The following is a 20,408-nucleotide window of genomic DNA, read 5'->3' on the forward strand; positions in this document are numbered from 1 at the left end:
TCCCCCTCAGCCCTTGGCCACGGCGCGCAGCCGGTCCACCACGTCCGCACGCAGCTCCGTCGGCTCCAGCACCACCACGTCGGGCCCGAACTCCACCAGCCAGGCATCGAGCCCGTGCCCGTACGGAATCTCCAACTCGTCCCAGCCGTCCCCTAGTTCCCGCACGGAGGTAGCCTTCGCCCGAAGGGGGTACCCGGAGCCCGAGCGCAGCCGTATCAGCGCCGACCGGTCGGCGATCTCGCCCGCCCACCCGGCGACGGTCTCGCGGACGGTGACCACGTCCGGCACCGCCACCGTGAAGCCGCTCCCGCGCGAACGCACCCTGCCGGTGATCCGGGACAGCCGGAACACCCGCTCCGCACCCCGGTCGCGGTCCCAGCCCGCCAGATACCAGTGGCCGCGCCAGCACTCGAGGGCCCACGGCTCCACATGCCGAGGCTCGGGGTGCGCGGCGGTGGCCTTGCGGTAGTCGAAGACGACAGGACGGCGGTCGCGGCAGGCCAGCATCAGCGGCTCGAAGGCGGCCTCGTGCACCGGGATGCGAGGCTCCAGAGCGCCGTGCGCCTCGTACGGATCGACGTGCTCGGGCAGTCCGGCCGCGCGCAGCTTCTGCAACGCGCCGCTGGCCGCGCCCGCGAGCCGGGCCTGCTGCCACACCTTGGCGGCCAGCCCCAGCGCGGCGGCCTCCTCGGCGTCCAGGGTGATGGCGGGGAGACTGTTGCTGTCGCGGCGGGCCAGATAGCCGACCTCGCCGTCGAGGTTCTCCACGGTCTCGATGACCAGGCCGAGCTCGCGCAGGTCGTCCTTGTCCCGCTCGAACATCCGGTTGAAGGAGTCGTCGCTGCCCGCTTCGAGGTAGGCCTCAATGGACTCACGCAGCTCACGCTTGCTGAGCGGCCGCCGCGTCCCGAGCAGACACAGCGCCAGGTTCATCAGCCGCTCGGCCTTGGCAATCGCCATCGACGCCCTTCGCCTCCCTTTGATGCTTACGACCGTTGACCGTACCGCTCCCCCATGGCGCGGCAAAAGCCGAGGGCCCATGCCCGGACAGGCATGGGCCCCAGGTGATCGGATGCGATCAGACCGCGACCAGGTCACAGACGAAGATCAGCGTCTCGCCGGGCCCGATCCGGCCACCGCCGGCGCCACGGTCGCCGTACGCGAGATGCGCGGGAATGGTCAGCTGGCGGCGACCGCCCACCTTCATGCCCTGCACACCCTGGTCCCAGCCGGCGATGACCTGGCCGACACCGAGCTGGAACTGCAGCGGCGTGCCACGGTTCCAGGACGCGTCGAACTCCTCGCCCGTGGAGAAGGCCACGCCCACGTAGTGGACGGAGACGGTGTCGCCCGCCTTGGCCTCAGGGCCGTCACCCTCCCAGATGTCCTTGATCTCGAGGTCCGCCGGGGGCTCGCCGCCCGGGAAATCGATCTCGGGCTTGTCGATGCTCACGTCTCTAGCTCCTGCTTGTGTACGACACGGAAACCCCGACATTCTTTCATCCCCGCCCCCGTCACGCCCGCCACGGGCGAACACGCCCACCGGACTACATGGCCGCCAGGATGTCCACGGAGAACACCAGCGTGGCGCCCTTCTTGATCAGACCACCGCTCGGCGGCGTGTCCCCGTACCCCAGCTCCGGGGGCACCACGATCAGGACCCGGCTGCCGATCTTCTTGCCGGTCACTCCCTGCGCCAGCCCCTTGATGATCTGCTGCATCTGCCCGACCGAGAACTGGCTCAGCCGACCCGAGCCGTACGTCTGCTCGAAGGTCTTGCCGCCGTCCCAGACCACGCCCTTGAACTGGCACAGGATCGTCTGCTCCGCCTTGACCTCGGCGCCGTCGCCCTCCAGGACGTAGTTCGACACCAGCTCCTTCGGCGGGTCGCTCTTCGGGATGCCGATCGAAGGCGCTTCGCCGTTGGTGTTCGTGCCGACCTTCGGCAGGGCCGCGTCGGACTGCGCGACAGCCTTGCCCTGGGCGGAACTCTTCGAGTTGAAGGAATTCAGCAGGTCGACGACGAACACCAGCGTGTCCGAGCCCTTGATACCCGCCTGCGAGTTGCCCGACTTGCCGTAGCCCCAGGTCGGCGGCACCGCCATCAGGACCCGGCTGCCGACCTTCCTGCCCGCCAGCGCATACCGCCAGCCGTCGATGACACCGCCCTGGGCGAGCTGGAGCACCAGCGGGGTGCCCCGGTCGTAGGAGTTGTCGAAGACCTTCGCCGTGGCCCAGATCTGGCCCAGGTAGTTCGCCTGCACGAAGTCGTTCTCGGCGACCGTCTTACCGCCCCCCGCGATCACCGTCTTCACGGCCAGATTCGCCGACGGATCCCCCGGACCCTTGGCGACCGTCGGCTTCTCGTCGAACTTCGTGCCCGCCGTGATCGCAGGGAGGGGACCGCCCACGATCTTCGGCGGCGGCGCGGCCGACGCGGAGCCCGACGGCGACGGCGACGGTGACGGCGACTCGCTCGCCTTGCTCGAGTCGGACTTGTCGTCACCACATGCGGCGAGAGTGACGAGTCCTGCGGGTACGGCAGCGAGGAGGACGGAGCGACGGCGCACGGTGGGGGCCTCGTAATCGGTCGATCTTGTTGATGGCGTGCGCGCAACTCTACGACGCGAGAAGGGCGCCGTACGGGAAACGTACGGCGCCCGTGTGGCGTTCCGGCACAGCACCGGAACGCTTCTCTCACATTCCGGCGATCAGCTTTTCCACCCGGTCGTCCACCGAACGGAACGGGTCCTTGCACAACACCGTGCGCTGAGCCTGGTCGTTGAGCTTGAGGTGCACCCAGTCGACCGTGAAGTCCCGGCGCTGCTCCTGCGCCCGGCGGATGAAGTCACCGCGCAGCCGGGCCCGAGTGGTCTGCGGAGGAACCGACTTGCCCTCGAAGATCTTCAAGTCGTTGCAGATCCGCGCGGCTTGACCTTTCTTCTCCAGCAGGTAGTACAGACCACGACGACGGTGGATGTCGTGGTACGCGAGGTCTATCTGGGCGACCCGCGGATGCGACATCGTCATGTTGTGCTTGGCCCGGTACCGCTCGATGAGCTGGTACTTCATGACCCAGTCGATCTCCGTGCCGATACGGTCGAGATCCTCCGCCTCGATCGCGTCCAGCGTGCGGCCCCACAGCTCCAGGACCTGCTCGACCACGCCCGTGCGGATACCGCGGCGCTCACAGAAGTCCACGGCCTTCTCGTAGTACTCGCGCTGCACCTCAAGGGCGGAGGCCTCACGGCCGCTCGCCAGACGGACCTTGCGCCGGCCCGTGATGTCGTGACTGACCTCGCGGATCGCCCGGATCGGGTTCTCCAGCGTCAGGTCACGCATCACCGTGCCCGCCTCGATCATGCGCAGCACCAGATCGGTCGCGCCGACCTTCAGCAGCATCGTCGTCTCAGACATGTTCGAGTCGCCGACGATGACGTGGAGACGGCGGTAACGCTCCGCGTCCGCGTGCGGCTCGTCGCGCGTGTTGATGATGGGCCGGGAGCGGGTCGTCGCCGAGGAGACGCCCTCCCAGATGTGCTCAGCCCGCTGACTCACGCAGTACACGGCGCCGCGCGGGGTCTGCAACACCTTGCCCGCGCCGCACAGCAGCTGCCTCGTCACCAGGAACGGAATGAGGATGTCCGCGAGCCGGGAGAACTCCCCGTGCCGCGCCACCAGATAGTTCTCGTGGCAACCGTAGGAGTTGCCCGCCGAGTCTGTGTTGTTCTTGAAGAGGTAGACGTCGCCCGCGATTCCCTCCTCGTGCAGGCGTCGTTCCGCGTCCACCAGAAGTCCTTCGAGAATGCGCTCGCCGGCCTTGTCGTGGGTGACCAGTTCGATCACGTTGTCACATTCGGGTGTCGCGTATTCCGGATGTGACCCCACGTCGAGATAGAGCCGGGCGCCGTTTCGCAGAAAGACATTGCTGCTACGGCCCCATGACACGACACGGCGGAAGAGGTATCGCGCCACCTCGTCAGGCGACAGGCGGCGCTGTCCCCTGAACGTGCACGTGACGCCGTACTCGTTCTCCAGCCCGAAAATGCGGCGGTCCATGAGTGAACATTACGCCCGATCCCCTGAGCTGAAACGGGGTTCGACAGCACGATCTGGATCATTTTCCGATGAAGCCGCAACCACCGCACCCCGCGCGGGAGCTGCGAGGACCCGCCCCGTGGCCAGCAGAACCAGCAACGACACGGCCCCCGCGGCGCCCGGCAGAGCAAAGCCCCACAGCGCGCCACCCGCCTGGACCACCGGGCCCGCGAGCCCCGTTCCGACCGACGCGCCCACTGTGAATGTCGTCACAAGCCAGGAGAACGCCTCGGTGACCGTGCCCGTCGGCGCGTGCCGGTCCACGATGACGAACGCGCAGGCGATGGCCGGGGCCAGGAACACCCCCGCGAGCACCGTGAGCAGCACCATCGCCGCCGCGCCGGGCATCAGCATCAGCGGCAGATAACACACCGCCAGAAGCCCCACCAGCACACGCAGTCGCCGCTCGGGCACACCGGCCCACCGCCGGGCCCCGTACACCATCCCGCCCACAAGCGCACCGAGCCCCAGCGCGGCCATCAGCCAGCCGTACACCGCGTCGCCACCATGGTCGTCCGCGTACGGCACCGAAGCCACGGTGATGGAGCCGAGCGCCATCCCCACGAACAGGAACGCCGCCAGAAGCGCGAGCAGGCCGGGCGACCTGAGCGCACCCAGCCAGTGTGCCTCGCGCGGCGCCGAACGCCACGCGCGCGAAGGCGGCGACACCACCACGGAAAGCGCCCCCAGCACACCCACGACGTTCAGAACCAGCAGCGCGGCACGCTCCGACCACAGCGACACGCACAGCGTCACCAGCAACGGGCCCACCGTGAACATGACTTCCTGCGCCACCGCGTCCATGGCGTACGCCGTGTGCACCTGCTCCTCCCGGCGCAGCACCGAAGGCCACAGCGCCCGCAGCCCCCCCTCCAGAGGCGGCGTGAACAGGCCGGCGGCCGCGACGGCGGCGTACGCGAGGGGCAGCGGGTCGGTGCCGGAGAACGCGAAGACGGTCATGGAGAGCGCCGACAGAACGGCCGCGGGCAGCTGCACCCGCGGTTGACCGCGCAGGTCCACCAGCCGCCCCAGGACTGGCTGCCCCACGGCGTTCGCGATGCCGTACACCGCCGCCAGCGCACCGGCCAGGCTGTAGGTCCCGCCCTCCGCACGGACGAACAGCACCAGCGCGATCGCGGCCGTGGCATTCGGGAGCCGGCCCACCAGCGTGCCCACCAGCAGCCGGGCCGCGTGCCTCGCCCTGAGGATCTCCAGGTATCCCGCGGCCATGTCCCGCCCTCCACGTGTTACGTATAACCACCTCTGCCATACGTACCATGTGCGCTGTTCGCAGTCCAGACGAAGGCCAGACCAAGGAGCGCACCACGGTGGCACGCAGCAGCACGCGCCCGACGAGCCGTGACGTCGCCCAGGCAGCCGGAGTCTCCCAGGCAGCCGTCTCACTCGTCCTCGGCGACAAATGGCGCGGCCGCGTCTCGGAAACCACCGCCGAACGCGTACGACAAGCCGCACGCGACCTCGGCTACCGGCCCAACCTCGCCGCACGCAACCTCCGCATGGGCAGCACCAGAACCATCCTGCTCGTCGTCCCCGCACTCACGACCGAATTCTTCGCCGGCGTCTACACCGGAGCCGCCCGCGTCGCCGCCCAGCACGGCTTCGGCGTCGTCCTCTACCCTTCCCCCGAAGGTATCGGCCCCGCCCGCAACCCCTTCGCCTCCGCCCAGGCCGCCCTGGACGGCGTCATCGCCTCCTCCATGGCCGCCGACGCCCTCACCGCCATCCGCGGCGACCAGCTCCCCCTCGTCATGCTCGACAGCGACCCCCACGGCAGCCTCGGCGCGGCAACCGTGAACCTCGACATCGCCGACGGCGTACGCCAGGTCGCCGAACACCTCCTCAACCTCGGCCACCGGCACTTCCTGCACCTCGCAGCCGACGTCGCATCCTGGACCTTCGACGTTCGCGCACGTGAGCTCGCCGCCCGGATCGACGTGGTCCCGGGCACCTCGCTGCGCACCGCCCGCGCCCCGATCTCCATCGAGGGCGCCGTGGCCGCCGCCGAAGCCGCCCTGAGCGGCCCCCGACCCACCGCAGTGGTCTGCGACGACGACATGCTCGCCGCAGGCGCCTACAAGGCCGTACGCCGCCTGGGACTCCACGTCCCCGTCGACATCTCCGTCACCGGCCTCGACAACCTCGCCCTCGCCACCGCCCTCGACCCCGAACTGACGACCGTACGTCTCGACGCGGAGCTCTTCGGCGAACGCGGCATGCAGGCCCTGCTCGCCGTCCTGGAGGGCCGCGAGCCCGAAGGCGGCGACATCCCCGTCGAACTGGTCGTACGAGGCTCCACGGCACCACCACGCCAGTCCTGAACGCCGTATGCCCCGGCCGTAACGTCGGCCGGGGCACACAAGGGCGAGGGGTGAGGCGGGGTTACTCCTCCTCGGAGCTCTCGGCCTCCGTGGCCGCGCCCTCCGCCTCCAACAGGCGGGAAAGCTGACGGCCGACGATGCGCTTGAACTTCCGCTGCTGCGGACGCGTACGGTCCAGCACCGCGACCTCCAGGCGCTCGGCGGGGATCTCCCGCTCACTGCCGTTCGTGTCCCGGGACAGAGCCTGCACGGCCAGCTTGAGCGCCTCCGCGAGACTCATACCGTCCTGATGACGCTGATCCAGGTAGCTACCGATCTGCTCGGCATTGCCGCCGACCGCGACCGAACCGTGCTCGTCCACGATCGAACCGTCATGCGGCAGCCGGTAGATCTGATCACCCTCCGGCGTGTCACCCACCTCCGCGACCACCAGCTCCACCTCGTACGGCTTCTCGGCCGCACTGGAGAAGATCGTGCCCAGCGTCTGCGCATAGACGTTGGCAAGACCACGGGCAGTCACGTCATCACGGTCATAGGTGTACCCACGCAGATCCGCATAGCGGACACCACCGATGCGCAGATTCTCGTACTCGTTGTACTTACCGGCCGCCGCAAAGCCGATCCGGTCATAGATCTCGCTGAACTTGTGCAGCGCGCGGGACGGGTTCTCGCCGACGAAGACAATGCCGTCGGCGTACTGCAGCACAACCAGGCTGCGGCCACGGGCGATGCCCTTACGGGCGTACTCCGCCCGGTCGGCCATGGCCTGCTGGGGTGAGACATAGAACGGCGTCGACACCGGTTATCCGTCCCTTTCAGTCGAAGTCACAGGGCACCTGGACAAGAATCGCCGCCCGACTACAGCAGCGCGGCCCGCGGGCCGTCGGGCTGCTCCAACCGGCGCGCCAGCACCGAGCGGGCGATCTCGGAGGACTCGTCATCGGTCAGCCGACGGAAACCGTCCTCCGTGATCACGGTGACGATCGGATAGATCCGGCGGGCCACATCCGGACCACCCGTCGCCGAGTCGTCATCAGCCGCGTCATACAGGGCCTGCACCACGAGCGTCGTGGCCTGGTCCTCGGTCAGGTCCTCACGGAACAGCTTCTTCATCGCACCACGCGCGAAGATCGAACCAGAGCCGGTGGAGGCGAATCCATGCTCCTCCGAGCGGCCACCGGTGACGTCGTACGAGAAGATCCGCCCCTTGCCCCGGTCAACATCGAAACCGGCGAACAGCGGCACGACCGCCAGCCCCTGCATGGCCATGCCCAGGTTGGACCGGATCATCGTCGACAGCCGGTTCGCCTTGCCCTCCAACGACAGCTGCGCGCCTTCGACCTTTTCGAAGTGCTCCAGCTCCAGCTGGAAGAGTTTGACCATCTCCACGGCGAGACCGGCGGTGCCGGCGATACCCACGGCCGAGTACTCGTCCGCCGGGAACACCTTCTCGATGTCCCGCTGCGCGATGACGTTGCCCATGGTGGCCCGCCGGTCACCGGCCAGCACGACACCACCCGGGAAGCCCACGGCCACGATGGTGGTGCCGTGGGGCGCCTCGATGACCCCCTGGGTCGGAGGCAGCTGCCGCTTGCCGGGCAGCAGCTCGGGCTGATGGTCGGAGAGAAAGTCCATGAACGAGGAGGACCCAGGCGTCAGGAAGGCAGCTGGTAGACGCCCGGTGCCACGAGTATTGGCTTCCACGAGTTTCCTTCCAAGTAGGAAGCGGCCCGGCGAACGGCGTCGGGGTCGTCCCCCAACTTGCCGATGGCCGAATTGCAGTTGAAGCACAGTACGCCAGGGACCCTACCCGTCTTGTGGCAGTGATCCACATGAACGGCGGGGGCTCGCAGACAGATCACACAGAGACCCCGCTGGGAGGCGACCATCGCGTCTCGCTCGGCTTCGGTGAGACCGTAGTGACGCTTCAGGTGCCCCACGCGCCCTTCGACGGCCCTACAAGCCTTGCAGCGCGTCGACAGACCGTCCGAAGCAGTCGCGTTGCGATGCCATTCGCTATGCGGCTTGACCTCGCCACACGTCCTACAGAGCTTGTGGTCGGCCGGGGCATCCACCTTCTCCCGGAGCGGCTTACCCATGGCCTCCCGGCGGCGCCGGTAGTGCGCGGCGCTGTACTCCGCCACGCACTCCCGGCAGTGCACCTGGAGGCCGTCCCGCCGGTTCCCGTCCCGTGCAAATGCGGCAAGAGGCAGCTCTCGCTCGCATTTCCTGCACTGCTTCGCGTTCGGCTCGTCAGCCACTTTCACCCCCGCCACCTTCAATTCGAAGGCAAAAGCAGCTCAGAGGCCTTCACTGTCCGCCTTTTTGCACGAAGGACCTCACGAAGTCCTCGGCATTCTCCTCGAGCACATCATCGATTTCGTCCAGCACAGAGTCCACGTCGTCGGACAGCTTCTCGTGTCGTTCCTTCAGGTCCTCCGAAGCCTGCGCATCCTGCGCCTGCTCCTCGACCTCCTCGGTGGAGCGCGTCGCCTTCTGCTGGCCGCCGCCGGTGTCCTTGGTCGCCATAACCCTCACCCCGCTCAGTTCGCCCGACATGGTCGACAGGTCGGCATTCCTGCCGATCGGTGATGATCAGACCCTACAAGCCAGGTCCGACATCGGCCCCGCAGTTTCTCCAACGTACGGGGGCCACCTCGATGATTCCCGGGCGCCGAGGTTTCCACCCCGGTCGCCCGGTACGGTCCGACGTTTCGGTCAGTTGCCGGAGAGCACCCTGACCAGGTCTTCCGCCGTGCGGCAGCGGTCCAAGAGCTCCTTGACGTGATTTCGCGTTCCGCGTAGCGGTTCGAGGGTTGGAACGCGCTGGAGGGAGTCCCGGCCGGGCAGGTCGAAGATGACCGAGTCCCAGGAGGCGGCCGCGACGTCGTCGGCGTACTGCTCGAGGCAGCGGCCGCGGAAGTAGGCCCGGGTGTCCTCCGGTGGCTTTGTGCGGGCCCGGTCGACCTCGGTCTCGTCCAGGAGGCGCTTGATGCGGCCGCGGGCCGCCAGACGGTTGTAGAGGCCCTTCTCGGCCCGTACGTCGGCGTACTGGAGGTCGACGAGGTGCAGCCGGGCGGCGTCCCAGTCGAGGTCGTCGCGGCGGCGGTAGCCCTCCATGAGCTCGCGCTTTGCCACCCAGTCCAGCTCGCCGGCCAGGCTCATCGGGTCGTTCTCGAGCCGGTTGAGTGTGTCCTCCCAGCGGACCAGGACGTCCTTGGTCTGGTCGTCGGCGTCCGCGCCGTAGCGTTCTTCGACGTATTTGCGGGACAGCTCGAAGTACTCCATCTGGAGCTGGACCGCGGTGAGTGTCCGGCCGCTGCGGAGGGTGACCAGGCGCTTGAGCGTCGGGTCGTGGGAGACCTGGTGGAGTGTGCGTACGGGCTGGTCGACGGCCAGGTCGACGGCGATGAAGCCGTCTTCGATCATGGAGAGGACCAGGGCGGTGGTGCCCAGTTTGAGGTAGGTGGAGATCTCGGAGAGGTTCGCGTCGCCGATGATCACGTGCAGTCGGCGGTATTTCTCCGCGTCTGCGTGCGGTTCGTCGCGGGTGTTGATGATGGGGCGCTTGAGGGTGGTCTCGAGGCCGACCTCGACCTCGAAGTAGTCGGCGCGCTGGCTGAGCTGGAAGCCGTGTTCGTGACCGTCCTGGCCGATGCCGACGCGGCCGGCGCCGGTGACGACCTGGCGGGAGACGAAGAAGGGCGTGAGGTGGCGCACGATGTCGGAGAAGGCGGTTTCCCGCTTCATCAGGTAGTTCTCGTGCGTGCCGTAGCTGGCGCCCTTGTTGTCGGTGTTGTTCTTGTAGAGGTGGATGGGCTGGGCGCCTGGGAGCTGGGCGGCTCGTTCGGCGGCCTCGGCCATGATCCGTTCGCCGGCTTTGTCCCAGAGGACGGCGTCGCGGGGGTTGGTGACCTCGGGGGCGCTGTATTCGGGGTGGGCGTGGTCGACGTAGAGGCGTGCGCCGTTGGTGAGGATGACGTTGGCGAGGCCGATGTCCTCGTCGGTGAGCTGGCTGGCGTCGGCGGCTTCGCGGGCGAGGTCGAAGCCTCGGGCGTCCCGCAGGGGGTTCTCCTCTTCGAAGTCCCAGCGGGCCCGGCGGGCCCGGTGCATCGCCGCCGCGTAGGCGTTGACGATCTGGGACGAGGTGAGCATGGCATTGGCGTTGGGGTGGCCGGGGACGGAGATGCCGTACTCCGTCTCGATGCCCATTACTCGCCGTACGGTCATGCGGCCCTCCTTGCCCGGCGGCGCCCTCGGTCGTGGGCGCCGCTTAGTACCGCTGGCGCTCCGGTGCGTGTGCGGTGCCCGTCCCCGCACTGCGCGACTCGGCGGTACCGAAGAGCCTAGAACGCCTTTGCGCTGGTGGGGAGATCATTTGCGTCATTGCCTTGGTCCGGCGTGGCCTGAAAAACAGTTGGCTGCGGGTACCCGGTGTGGGCACCCGCAGCCGCCCCGCCTTTACAGGTACTGACCGGTGTTCGCCACCGTGTCGATGGAGCGTCCGGTGTCGGCGCCCTGCTTTCCGGTGATGAGGGTACGGATGTAGACGATCCGTTCGCCCTTCTTGCCGGAGATTCGGGCCCAGTCGTCGGGGTTGGTGGTGTTGGGCAGGTCCTCGTTCTCCTTGAACTCGTCCACGCAGGCCTGGAGGAGGTGGGAGACCCGGAGGCCCTTCTGGTTGTTGTCGAGGAGTTCCTTGATCGCCATTTTCTTGGCGCGTCCGACGATGTTCTCGATCGTGGCGCCGGAGTTGAAGTCCTTGAAGTAGAGGACTTCCTTGTCGCCGTTGGCGTAGGTGACTTCCAGGAAGCGGTTCTCCTCGGATTCGGCGTACATGTGTTCCACGGCCGCCTGGATCATGCTCTGGACGGTGAGGGTCTTGTCGCCGCCGTGTTCGCCGAGGTCGTCCGCGTGGAGCGGGAGGCGCTCGGTGAGGTACTTCTGGAAGATGTCCTTGGCCGCTTCGGCGTCCGGGCGCTCGATCTTGATCTTCACGTCGAGCCGGCCGGGCCGGAGGATGGCGGGGTCGATCATGTCCTCGCGGTTGGAGGCGCCGATGACGACCACGTTCTGCAAGCCTTCGACGCCGTCGATCTCGGCGAGCAGCTGGGGGACGATGGTGTTCTCGACGTCCGAGCTGACGCCGGAGCCCCGGGTGCGGAAGAGCGACTCCATCTCGTCGAAGAAGACGATCACGGGGGTGCCTTCGCTGGCCTTCTCGCGGGCACGCTGGAAGACCAGGCGGATCTGCCGCTCGGTCTCGCCGACGTACTTGTTGAGGAGCTCGGGGCCCTTGATGTTGAGGAAGAAGCTCTTGCCGGCGGCCTGGCCGGTGACTTCGGCGACCTTCTTGGCGAGTGAGTTGGCCACGGCCTTGGCGATGAGGGTCTTGCCGCATCCGGGCGGGCCGTAGAGGAGGACTCCCTTGGGCGGGCGCAGTTCGTGCTCTTTGAACAGGTCCGGGTAGAGGTACGGGAGCTCGACTGCGTCGCGGATGGCTTCGATCTGGCCGGCGAGGCCGCCGATCTGCTCGTAGCCGATGTCGGGGACCTCTTCGAGGACGAGTTCTTCGACCTCGCTCTTGGGGACGACCTCGTAGACGTAGCCGGAGCGGGGTTCGAGCAGGAGGGCGTCGCCGGGACGGATGGTGACGTCCAGCAGCGGCTCGGCGAGCCGTACCACCCGTTCCTCGTCGGTGTGCCCGAGCACGAGGGCGCGCTCGCCGTCCTCAAGGATCTCCTTGAGGGTGACGATGTCCCCGACGCGCTCGTACTCCATGGCCTCGACCACGTTGAGCGCTTCGTTGAGCATGACTTCCTGGCCGCGCCTGAGGTCGTCGACCTCGACGCTTGGGCTGACGTTCACGCGGAGTTTGCGGCCGCCGGTGAAGATGTCGGCAGTGCCGTCCTCGTTCGCCTGTAGGAAGACTCCGAAGCCGGCCGGTGGCTGGGCGAGCCGGTCGACTTCTTCCTTGAGGGCCACGATCTGGTCTCGGGCCTCGCGGAGCGTGTTGGCGAGTCGCTCGTTCTGGGCGGACACGCCGGCCAGGTTCGTCTGCAGCTCGACGATCCGCTCTTCGAGAATCCTCGTGTGTCGCGGAGAGTCGGCGAGCTTGCGTCGCAGGACGGCGATCTCCTGCTCAAGGTAAGCGATCTGCCCGGCCGGGTCGTCGGACCCTCGTCCCGGGCGGATGCCGCGGTTCATGTCGTCGTCGTGGGCTGCCACGGTCCTCACCTCCTCCAAGGGGAGCTGGACGCTTCCAGACCCTACCTGGGTGGGTGTCGATTGAAACCCCTAGATCACAGAGACTGTCAAGAGGTGTCCGATCTTCACCCTTGCGCTCTCCCTCACGCCAGGGGAATACCCAGTGAACATGATTGGGAAGCGGCTGCGGGTAGGGTCGGAGTGTTCAACACCCGTCAGAGCTGGCCGGATTCCCGTTCGGCTCGACGTATTACCGGCAGGAGAGATGACCGTGCAGCAGGAGGCCCCGGGCGACGAGGCGCTGGAGGTCTGGATCGACCAGGATCTGTGTACGGGCGACGGGATCTGCGCCCAGTACGCGCCTGAGGTGTTCGAGCTGGACATCGACGGGCTGGCCTATGTGAAGGGCCCGGACGACGAGCTGTTGCAGGCCAAGGGGGCAGTGACTCCGGTGCCGTTGCCGCTTCTCGTGGATGTGGTCGACTCGGTGCGGGAGTGTCCCGGTGAGTGCATCCATGTACGTCGGGTTTCGGACAGGGTGGAGATCCACGGTCCTGACGCGGAGTGATGTGCCGGGTGCACTCGGTAACTATTGTCTGATTTCTCACATGCCCTGCGCGGTCCATAGTGTGGGCGGCGTATGCCCGGTGCCGCGCACGGCATGTCACACGCTGTGGGCAGCGGCCGGGGTGGAGCGGACGAACGCGTGCCCGTTCCACTGCCACTTGGCCGCGGTCTTCACGTCGGGGCAGCAACTCGGCACATCGGACGTGGAGTAGCCGAGGAGTGTGGCGGTGACGGTTCCGGCACGGACGGCGAAGTCGGTGACGGTGAGCCGGTCCTTGGGGTCGACGAGGGTGGCGACGACTCGGGGCCGTGTCGCCTCGGCGGCCTGGGTGAGGACGTAGACGGCGTCGGGTGGGGTGCCCATGGGGGCGTCGCAGTGGACCACGGCCACGGTCTCGGGTATGCCGTCACCGTCGAGGTCCCCGCTGGCCTTCTTCTGCACGAGGACCTTCACGGGCCCGCATTCGAGGGGGAAGTCGACGCCCGTGGTGCTGGGTGCGGTGGCCGCAGGGGCGGACTTCGGCTGTGTGCCGGCAGCGGGCTGGGCGGCTTTGGCCGAGCCGGGCTGCAGCACGGAGGAGAGCGCCACGACGCCGGCGACAGCGGTTGCCGTGGCGACCCAGTGGATGGGGCGGGTGTGTGCGTGAGCGAGTTCGTGAGCGAGTTCCGGGACGGCGGAGTGCTGCACTAGGAGTGTCTCCTGTGAGGGCTGTGCCGGTGGGGGTGGCCAGCATGGTGCCACACGTCACAGTGCGGGGGAACGGCGGGGTCCGGGTTTTCGCGGGCGTTGGTGGAGCGGGGGTCTGCGGCCTGTGTCTTCCGGTGTGGTGTCAACGTGCGGGCGCCGTGGCGGAGTTCCGGATCCGTCCCGGGAACTCGGCCACGGCGCCTGCGCGTTGGTGGTGGTGCGGGGCCGGGTCAGCGGCCGGTGCCGCCGTCGGCGTTGGGGCCGGCGTAGTCCTCGCCGTAGGCGCCCTTGGCGGGGCGGCGGCGGCGCAAGGGCGGTTCGACGCCGTCGGCGAGGCGGCGTGCGGTCAGCAGGAAGCCGGTGTGGCCGATCATCCGGTGGTCGGGGCGGACGGCCAGGCCCTCGACGTGCCAGTTGCGGATCATCGTCTCCCAGGAGGTCGGCTCGTTGAAGCAGCCGATCTCGCGGATGGACTCGACGGTCCGGGCGAGCTGGGTGGTGGTGGCGACGTAGCAGCAGAGGATGCCGCCGGGCACCAGGGCCTTGGAGACGGCCTCGAGGCACTCCCAGGGGGCGAGCATGTCGAGGATGACGCGGTCGACGTCGGTGTCGGAGAGGTTGTCCTGGAGGTCGCCGACGGTGAGCTGCCAGGCCGGGTGCGGTCCGCCGAAGTAGCGCTCGACGTTCTGCTGGGCGATCTCGGCGAAGTCCTCGCGGCGCTCGTAGGAGTGCAGCACGCCCTGGTCGCCGATGGCGCGCAGCAGGAAGCTGCTGAGCGAGCCGGAGCCGACGCCGGCTTCCACGACGCGGGCGCCGGGGAAGATGTCGGCGAAGGCGAGGATCTGCCCCGCGTCCTTGGGGTAGACGACGGCTGCCCCGCGGGGCATGGACAGGACGTAGTCGGGGAGCAGGGGGCGCAGCGCGAGGTAGGCGACGTTGCCGGTGGTGCGGACAACGCTGCCCTCGGGAGCACCGATCAGTTCGTCGTGCGGGAAGGACCCCTTGTGGGTGTGGAAGTTCTTCCCGGCTTCGAGCGTGAACGTGTAGTGGCGGCCCTTGGGGTCGGTCAGCTGTACCTGGTCCCCGACCTTGAAGGGCCCGCGCCTGCGGGCGGCACCGGTCGGTTCGGACATGTGACCAGCCTACCGGCGTTTGAGATGGCCACCGACCACCGCTTCGGGAGAGCGGTGCTCAGGGATTGGGGCGGGCCATGGCGTTCACGAAGGCCCGCTCTACGTCGGCGGCGGACAGGACGCCGTAGATCTCGCCGGTCTCCTCGACGACGAGGTATTCGGTGGCCGGGGTGGCGCGCAGGACGTCCAGGAGGTCTTCTCCGGCGAGTTCGGCGGAGACGCACATGCCGTCGGTGAGTTCCTGGGCGAGGCCGCTGACGGCGACCCAGGGGCGGCGGTGTTCGGGTACGCCGACGATGGCGGCCTCGCGGACGAGGGAGCGGGGGTTGCCGTCGGCGTCGACGACGACGAGGGCGCGCGCGCCGGCGGCGTTGGCGCGGCGCAGGGCTTCGGAGAGGGGGGTGTCGCTCTCGACCGGGACGGCGCGGCGGGTGAGGGTGCGGGCGCGGAGCTCGGGGAGGTGTTCGCGGAGCCGGGCCATGCGGAGGCTGTTGCCGGCGCCGGTCCAGATGATCGCGGCGAGGATGGCGGCGAGCAGGGCGTCGGTGACGGTGTCCATGCCGCTGATGTCCTCGCTGCCGGAGCCGAGAACGCCGGACTGGTTGAGCAGCGGGAGGCCGATGAGGACGGTGATGGCGAGGGCGCGGCCGACCCAGGCGGCGGCGACGGTGCCGCTCATCGGGCGGCCGGTGATCTTCCAGACGACGGCGCGGAGCATGCGGCCGCCATCGAGGGGGAGGCCGGGCAGGAGGTTGAAGGCGGCGACGATGAGGTTGGAGACCATGAGGCCGGCGAGCAGGACTCCGGGGACGGTGCCGGGCCGGACGGGCTGCATGGCGAGGTAGAACAGCCCGGCGAGGACGAGGGAGAGCAGGGGGCCGACGAAGGCCAGCATGAACTCGCGTCCGGGGGTCTCGGCCTCCTTCTCGATCTCGGAGACGCCGCCGAAGAACTGGAGCTGGATGCGGCGGACCGGGAGCTGGTAGCGGATGGCGGCGACGGTGTGGGCGAGTTCGTGGATGAGGACGGAGGCGTAGAAGGCGACCGCGAAGAAGAGGGACACGAGGTAGCGGGCAGCGCCGAGTTCGGGCAGTACGCGGTCGAGCTGGCCGCCGAACACCCAGGTGATGAGTGCGGCGACGAGGAACCAGCTGGGCGCGACGTATACGGGCACCCCGAAGGGCCGCCCCATGAGCAGCCCACCGCCGGGCTCCTTGGCGCGCTGCGGGGGGCGTCCCTTGGCGGTGCCGGAGTCGGCGTGGGAGCGGGCGTGGTGGGGAGGGGTGGGGGTGGGGGTGGGCGCGGATGGCTCGGGCGTCGATGGGGTGGGGGTGTGCGGTACGGCGTCGTCGGGCTCGCCGTTTCCGCTGTGCGATGCGGCGTCAACGGCAGTGACGTGCACGGCGTCGGAGCTCGTGGGCGCGTCTGCGGCATCCGGCTCGGCCTCTGGAGGCGCGGCGGCGTGACCGTGGGCCTCCTCGCTGAGGCGAGCGGACATCGGCCCGGTCGTCCGGCCCTCGGTCTCTGCATCGTCGCGACCGAGCACTGTCTCACCCGGCTCGGCATCCTGGGACGGCTCACCGGACGGCTCACCGACGGGTTCGTCGACGCTCGTCGGGGCCGTTTCAGCGGGCTCGTCCGAGGAGGGGTTCGTCGTGTTCTCGGCCGGTGCGGTGCCGTTGTGGTGTGGCTCCTGGTGGGCGTCGTGGGGTCGCGGCCCGGGGGGTTCGGGGGCCGGCGTCGTAGGAGTTGCGGGGTGCTCGGTCGGCCTGTCGTTGCCGGGCTGCGGGTGCCCGTTCCCGCCGCTCACGTCCACGGTGTCCCCTCGTTCGAAGCGTCCTCCGCGCCAGCCGGGCGGAAGGGTCTGGGGTCGATGGTATGCGGCCGTCGTGACTCGTTCCGCCCCGGCACCCCCCGTGTTTGCCCCGCCGTCGTCCGGGGCCCGAGCCTGCGGCTGGGTCACTGTCAGTGGTGGCACGTATGGTCTGTGGTCATGGACAGCAGCATCGAGGGTGCCACGGAGCCCCGGCCCAACGATACGGCGGCGGTCGGTACGGCCGCGAGCGCGACGCCCCTTGCCATAGCGCCCGCGTCCCTGTCGCCCTCGCGTGCCGGTGACTTCATGCAGTGCCCGTTGCTGTACCGGTTCCGGGTGATCGACCGGCTCCCGGAGAAGCCGAGCGAGGCGGCGACGAGGGGGACGTTGGTGCACGCGGTCCTGGAGCGGCTCTTCGACGCGCCGGCCGCCGAGCGTACGGCGCCGCGCGCCAAGTCGCTGATCCCGGGCCAGTGGGACCGTCTGCGGGAGTCGAAGCCGGAGGTCGTGGAGCTGTTCGCCGACGATCCGGAGGGCGAGCGGCTGGCGCGCTGGCTCGGCGAGGCGGAGCGGCTGGTGGAGCGGTGGTTCACGCTGGAGGATCCGACTCGGCTGGAGCCTGCGGAGCGGGAGCTGTTCGTCGAGGCGGAGCTGGATTCGGGGCTGCGGCTGCGCGGGATCATCGACCGGGTGGATGTGGCGCCGACCGGCGAGGTGCGGATCGTCGACTACAAGACGGGCAAGGCGCCGCGGCCGGAGTACGCCGAGGGCGCGCTGTTCCAGATGAAGTTCTACGCGCTGGTGGTGTGGCGGCTGAAGCGGGTGATCCCGCGGCGGCTTCAGCTCGTGTATCTGGGCAGCGGAGATGTGCTGACGTACGACCCGGTCCTGGCCGATCTGGAGCGGGTGGAGCGCAAGCTGCTGGCGTTGTGGGAGGCGATCCGGGCGGCGACGGAGTCGGGTGACTGGCGGCCGCGTCCGACGAAGCTGTGCGGCTGGTGCGACCATCAGGCGCACTGCCCGGAGTTCGGGGGCACTCCCCCGCCGTATCCGCTGCCGGTGAGAGCGGCCGAGTCGCTTTAGCGCCCTTGAGGCGAACCGACAAACACGCTCAGGGCAGAATGGGCCCGGACTAACGAAGGAGACTTTCGTGGCCATCCGCGTCCTACTGGTCGATGACCAGCCGCTGCTGCGTACCGGCTTCCGGATGATCCTGGAGGCGGAGCAGGACATCGCGGTCGTCGGCGAGGCCGGAGACGGCCTTCAGGCTCTCGATCAGGTCCGTGCCCTGCAGCCGGATGTGGTGCTGATGGACATCCGCATGCCACGGATGGACGGGGTGGAGGCGACCCGGCAGATCTCCGGACCGGGGCGGGACGGCCCGGCGAAGGTGCTGGTGCTGACCACGTTCGATCTGGACGAGTATGTGGTGGAGGCGCTGCGTGCGGGAGCCAGTGGGTTCCTGCTGAAGGATGCGCCCGCCAATGAGCTGGTGCAGGCGATCCGGGTGGTGGCCTCGGGCGAGGCGATGCTGGCGCCGAGCATCACGCGGCGGCTGTTGGACAAGTATGCGACGCATCTGCCGTCCGGCGAGGAGCCGGTGCCGGACACGCTGCACACACTCACCGACCGTGAGGTCGAGGTGCTGAAGCTGGTGGCACGCGGGCTGTCGAACGCGGAGATCGCCGCCGACCTGTTCGTGAGCGAGACGACCGTCAAGACGCATGTCGGGCATGTGCTGACGAAGCTGGGCCTGCGTGACCGGGTGCAGGCGGCGGTGTACGCGTACGAGAGCGGGCTGGTGCGCCCCGGCGCGCAGTAGGGCGGCCCGGGCCCGTGGCAGGGGTCGTACGACGGCCGCGAGGGCGCCCTCTTCCGGAGTCCGCGGAGTCCGGTTCAGGGGGCGCCCTCAGCGTGGGCGGGGTGGGTCGTCAGCTCTTGCTGAGTTCCCAGAAGCGGAACACGGTCGAGGCGTCGAGGCAGTACTCGAGGCCGTAGACGCCGTCGCGGACGACCGCGTACTGCTTGGCCTGCCAGACGGGCAGGACGGGCAGTTCGTCGGCGACGATGTCCTGGAGCCGGCCGAAGTCCTTGTCGGTGGCGGCGCGGTCGCTCTGGGCGGCGGTGCCGGGGATGAGCGCGCCGGTGATCGTGCTGTTGGCGTAGTTGTTGCCGAGCACGTTGTCCTTGCCGAAGAAGGGGGCCGTGAAGTTGTCGGCGTCCGGGTAGTCGGGCACCCAGCCCTTCACGTACACGCCGTACTTGCCCTTGGCGATGTCCTTCTCGTACTGGCCGAAGGCGACGGACTTGACGTCCGCGTCGAACAGGCCGCTGGCGTTGAGCTGGTTGGCGATGGTCCTGAGCTCCTGGTCGGTGGCCGGGCCGTAGCGCGACGGGGTGGACCAGAGGGTGAGCTTGACCTTGCCGGTGATGCCTTCGGCCTGGAGAGCCGCCGCTGCCTTGGCCTTGGAGGGGCGGGCGCCGTAGGTGTCGAAGAAGGCGGTGTTGTGGCCCGCGATACCGGCCGGGACGATGGAGTACAGGGGGGTTGCGGTGCCCTGGTAGACGTCCTTGATCAGGGCGTCGCGGTCGAGCAGGTAGGCCATGGCCTTGCGGACGCCGAGCTTGCCGGCGACCGGGTCGTTCATGTTGAAGACCAGGTGCTGGACCTCGGCGCTGCTGCCCTCGACGACCCCGACCCCCTTGCTGTCGTCCTGCTGGTCGATGTCGGTGATGTCGGCCGCGGTGAGGCCTCGGTAGGCGATGTCGACCTTGTCGTCGAGGAGTGCCTTCTTCAGTGCGCTGCGGTCGTCGTGGAAGAACTTGAGGGTGACGCCGGAGTTGTTGACCTTGGCGGTGCCCTTGTAGCCGGGGTTGACCGAGAAGACGGCCTCGTCGTCGCTGAAGGAGTCCAGCTTGTACGGTCCTGAGCCGACGGCCTGCTTGTCGTCGCGGAGGCTGTTCGCATCGTACTGGCGGTGGTCGACGATGGATCCGGCACCGGAGGCGATCTTGCTGGGGAAGGTCGCGTCGGAGGCCTTCAGCCGGAAGACGACGGTCTTCGTGTCCGGTGTCTCGACCTTGTCGAGCATCGGGAACATGATCGCGGGACCGCCGGCGTCGTTGATCTTCAGCATGCGGTCGAAGGAGAACTTCACGTCCTCGGCGGTGAGCGCGTCGCCGTTGCTGAACTTGAGGCCGTCCTTGAGGGTGCACCGGTAGACCTTGGCCGCGCCGTCGGTGAAGCCGCATTCCTTGGCGGCCTCCGGCTCGGGTTCGGTGCCGCCCTTGGGGAAGCTCATCAGCGACTGGAACACGTTGTTGAACAACAGCCAGGAGCCGGGGTCGTATCCGGAGGCGGGGTCGGTGGCGAGGACGTCGTCGGACATTCCCACGACCACGCTGGAGCCGTTGCCCGCACTCCCGCCGGTCTCGCTGCCGCAGCCGGTCAACAGGCTGGAGGCCAGCCCTGCCACGACCGGGAGGACCGGCCACTGGTTGCGCATGTTCACTTCATGTGCCTTCTCGTCGGTTCTCAAGATCCCGGGGCCCCTTCTCCC

Annotated in this window: 19 protein-coding genes; 4 read left to right on the top strand and 15 right to left on the bottom strand. The window is 68.6% G+C overall.

Annotated elements, in window-relative coordinates:
* Window positions 1–6: 6 nt before the first annotated feature.
* The 5 genes from ACFYXB_RS13400 to ACFYXB_RS13420 form a co-directional block, all read right to left on the bottom strand.
* Window positions 7–960, bottom strand: a complete 954-nt coding sequence (locus tag ACFYXB_RS13400) for a helix-turn-helix transcriptional regulator (RefSeq protein ID WP_389581197.1) — start codon at window positions 958–960, stop codon at window positions 7–9.
* A 118-nt stretch (window positions 961–1,078) separates the two neighbouring features.
* A complete protein-coding gene (locus ACFYXB_RS13405; RefSeq protein WP_389581199.1) occupies window positions 1,079–1,453 on the bottom strand; it encodes an FKBP-type peptidyl-prolyl cis-trans isomerase in 375 nt (124 codons plus the stop codon).
* A gap of 94 nt (window positions 1,454–1,547) precedes the next feature.
* Window positions 1,548–2,570, bottom strand: a complete 1,023-nt coding sequence (locus ACFYXB_RS13410) for an FKBP-type peptidyl-prolyl cis-trans isomerase (RefSeq protein ID WP_389581201.1) — start codon at window positions 2,568–2,570, stop codon at window positions 1,548–1,550.
* A gap of 127 nt (window positions 2,571–2,697) precedes the next feature.
* Window positions 2,698–4,059: a Pup--protein ligase gene (gene pafA / locus ACFYXB_RS13415; protein WP_351347666.1), complete on the bottom strand. Its 1,362-nt coding sequence runs from the start codon at window positions 4,057–4,059 to the stop codon at window positions 2,698–2,700.
* Between the two features lie 9 nt (window positions 4,060–4,068).
* Window positions 4,069–5,328 (bottom strand): MFS transporter, encoded by a 1,260-nt coding sequence (locus tag ACFYXB_RS13420; protein WP_389581205.1) that lies wholly within the window; start codon window positions 5,326–5,328, stop codon window positions 4,069–4,071.
* A 98-nt stretch (window positions 5,329–5,426) separates the two neighbouring features.
* Between ACFYXB_RS13420 and ACFYXB_RS13425 the strand changes: the two genes are divergently transcribed.
* A complete protein-coding gene (locus tag ACFYXB_RS13425) occupies window positions 5,427–6,437 on the top strand; it encodes a LacI family DNA-binding transcriptional regulator (protein WP_389581207.1) in 1,011 nt (336 codons plus the stop codon).
* A 61-nt stretch (window positions 6,438–6,498) separates the two neighbouring features.
* Here ACFYXB_RS13425 and prcA read toward each other — a convergent pair whose 3' ends face one another.
* The 6 genes from prcA to arc all read right to left on the bottom strand — a co-directional run bounded on the left by prcA (window position 6,499) and on the right by arc (window position 12,665).
* Window positions 6,499–7,236: a proteasome subunit alpha gene (gene prcA, locus ACFYXB_RS13430; RefSeq protein WP_351347660.1), complete on the bottom strand. Its 738-nt coding sequence runs from the start codon at window positions 7,234–7,236 to the stop codon at window positions 6,499–6,501.
* Between the two features lie 59 nt (window positions 7,237–7,295).
* The gene (gene prcB / locus ACFYXB_RS13435; RefSeq protein WP_351347658.1) at window positions 7,296–8,141 is read right to left on the bottom strand and encodes a proteasome subunit beta; all 846 of its coding nucleotides are present in this window, start codon (window positions 8,139–8,141) and stop codon (window positions 7,296–7,298) included.
* Entirely contained in the window at window positions 8,093–8,698 is a 606-nt protein-coding gene (locus tag ACFYXB_RS13440; protein WP_389581211.1) for an endonuclease VII domain-containing protein, read from the bottom strand. Before ACFYXB_RS13440 ends, prcB begins: the two co-directional genes overlap by 49 nt.
* Before the next feature lie 49 nt (window positions 8,699–8,747).
* Complete coding sequence (locus ACFYXB_RS13445; protein WP_030608326.1) at window positions 8,748–8,966, bottom strand: ubiquitin-like protein Pup; 219 nt, start codon at window positions 8,964–8,966, stop codon at window positions 8,748–8,750.
* Window positions 8,967–9,155: 189 nt separating this feature from the next.
* Window positions 9,156–10,667, bottom strand: coding sequence for a depupylase/deamidase Dop (dop, locus tag ACFYXB_RS13450; RefSeq protein ID WP_351347654.1), 1,512 nt, complete (start codon window positions 10,665–10,667; stop codon window positions 9,156–9,158).
* A 231-nt stretch (window positions 10,668–10,898) separates the two neighbouring features.
* The gene (arc, locus tag ACFYXB_RS13455) at window positions 10,899–12,665 is read right to left on the bottom strand and encodes a proteasome ATPase (protein WP_389581216.1); all 1,767 of its coding nucleotides are present in this window, start codon (window positions 12,663–12,665) and stop codon (window positions 10,899–10,901) included.
* Window positions 12,666–12,909: 244 nt separating this feature from the next.
* Between arc and ACFYXB_RS13460 the strand changes: the two genes are divergently transcribed.
* Window positions 12,910–13,212 (top strand): ferredoxin, encoded by a 303-nt coding sequence (locus ACFYXB_RS13460; RefSeq protein ID WP_389581219.1) that lies wholly within the window; start codon window positions 12,910–12,912, stop codon window positions 13,210–13,212.
* A 96-nt stretch (window positions 13,213–13,308) separates the two neighbouring features.
* Here the strand turns inward: ACFYXB_RS13460 and ACFYXB_RS13465 are convergent, their stop codons facing one another.
* From ACFYXB_RS13465 to ACFYXB_RS13475, 3 genes are all read right to left on the bottom strand, one after another.
* Window positions 13,309–13,899 (bottom strand): hypothetical protein, encoded by a 591-nt coding sequence (locus ACFYXB_RS13465; protein WP_389581222.1) that lies wholly within the window; start codon window positions 13,897–13,899, stop codon window positions 13,309–13,311.
* A gap of 230 nt (window positions 13,900–14,129) precedes the next feature.
* Entirely contained in the window at window positions 14,130–15,032 is a 903-nt protein-coding gene (locus tag ACFYXB_RS13470; RefSeq protein WP_389581225.1) for a tRNA (adenine-N1)-methyltransferase, read from the bottom strand.
* A 58-nt stretch (window positions 15,033–15,090) separates the two neighbouring features.
* Entirely contained in the window at window positions 15,091–16,848 is a 1,758-nt protein-coding gene (locus ACFYXB_RS13475; RefSeq protein WP_389581228.1) for a site-2 protease family protein, read from the bottom strand.
* A 177-nt stretch (window positions 16,849–17,025) separates the two neighbouring features.
* Here ACFYXB_RS13475 and ACFYXB_RS13480 point away from each other — a divergent pair, with 177 nt between their 5' ends.
* Both ACFYXB_RS13480 and ACFYXB_RS13485 read left to right on the top strand, forming a co-directional pair.
* Entirely contained in the window at window positions 17,026–17,931 is a 906-nt protein-coding gene (locus ACFYXB_RS13480) for a RecB family exonuclease (protein ID WP_351347642.1), read from the top strand.
* Window positions 17,932–17,998: 67 nt separating this feature from the next.
* Window positions 17,999–18,670 carry a response regulator gene (locus tag ACFYXB_RS13485; RefSeq protein WP_389581232.1) on the top strand — a complete coding sequence of 224 codons (672 nt, stop codon included), beginning with the start codon at window positions 17,999–18,001 and terminating at the stop codon, window positions 18,668–18,670.
* A 109-nt stretch (window positions 18,671–18,779) separates the two neighbouring features.
* Here ACFYXB_RS13485 and ACFYXB_RS13490 read toward each other — a convergent pair whose 3' ends face one another.
* Window positions 18,780–20,360, bottom strand: coding sequence for an ABC transporter substrate-binding protein (locus ACFYXB_RS13490; protein WP_389581525.1), 1,581 nt, complete (start codon window positions 20,358–20,360; stop codon window positions 18,780–18,782).
* Window positions 20,361–20,408: the final 48 nt, after the last annotated feature.

This window comes from Streptomyces sp. NPDC002619 (assembly GCF_042889305.1).
Taxonomy (GTDB): domain Bacteria; phylum Actinomycetota; class Actinomycetes; order Streptomycetales; family Streptomycetaceae; genus Streptomyces.

Excerpts from the sequence above, each read along its gene's own strand:
- ACFYXB_RS13400 (WP_389581197.1), bottom strand. The coding sequence starts at position 960 with ATGGCGATTGCCAAGGCCGAGCGGCTGATGAACCTGGCGCTGTGTCTG.
- pafA (WP_351347666.1), bottom strand. The coding sequence starts at position 4,059 with ATGGACCGCCGCATTTTCGGGCTGGAGAACGAGTACGGCGTCACGTGC.
- ACFYXB_RS13420 (WP_389581205.1), bottom strand. The coding sequence starts at position 5,328 with ATGGCCGCGGGATACCTGGAGATCCTCAGGGCGAGGCACGCGGCCCGG.
- ACFYXB_RS13445 (WP_030608326.1), bottom strand. The coding sequence starts at position 8,966 with ATGGCGACCAAGGACACCGGCGGCGGCCAGCAGAAGGCGACGCGCTCC.
- dop (WP_351347654.1), bottom strand. The coding sequence starts at position 10,667 with ATGACCGTACGGCGAGTAATGGGCATCGAGACGGAGTACGGCATCTCC.
- ACFYXB_RS13460 (WP_389581219.1), top strand. The coding sequence starts at position 12,910 with ATGACCGTGCAGCAGGAGGCCCCGGGCGACGAGGCGCTGGAGGTCTGG.
- ACFYXB_RS13470 (WP_389581225.1), bottom strand. The coding sequence starts at position 15,032 with ATGTCCGAACCGACCGGTGCCGCCCGCAGGCGCGGGCCCTTCAAGGTC.
- ACFYXB_RS13480 (WP_351347642.1), top strand. The coding sequence starts at position 17,026 with ATGGACAGCAGCATCGAGGGTGCCACGGAGCCCCGGCCCAACGATACG.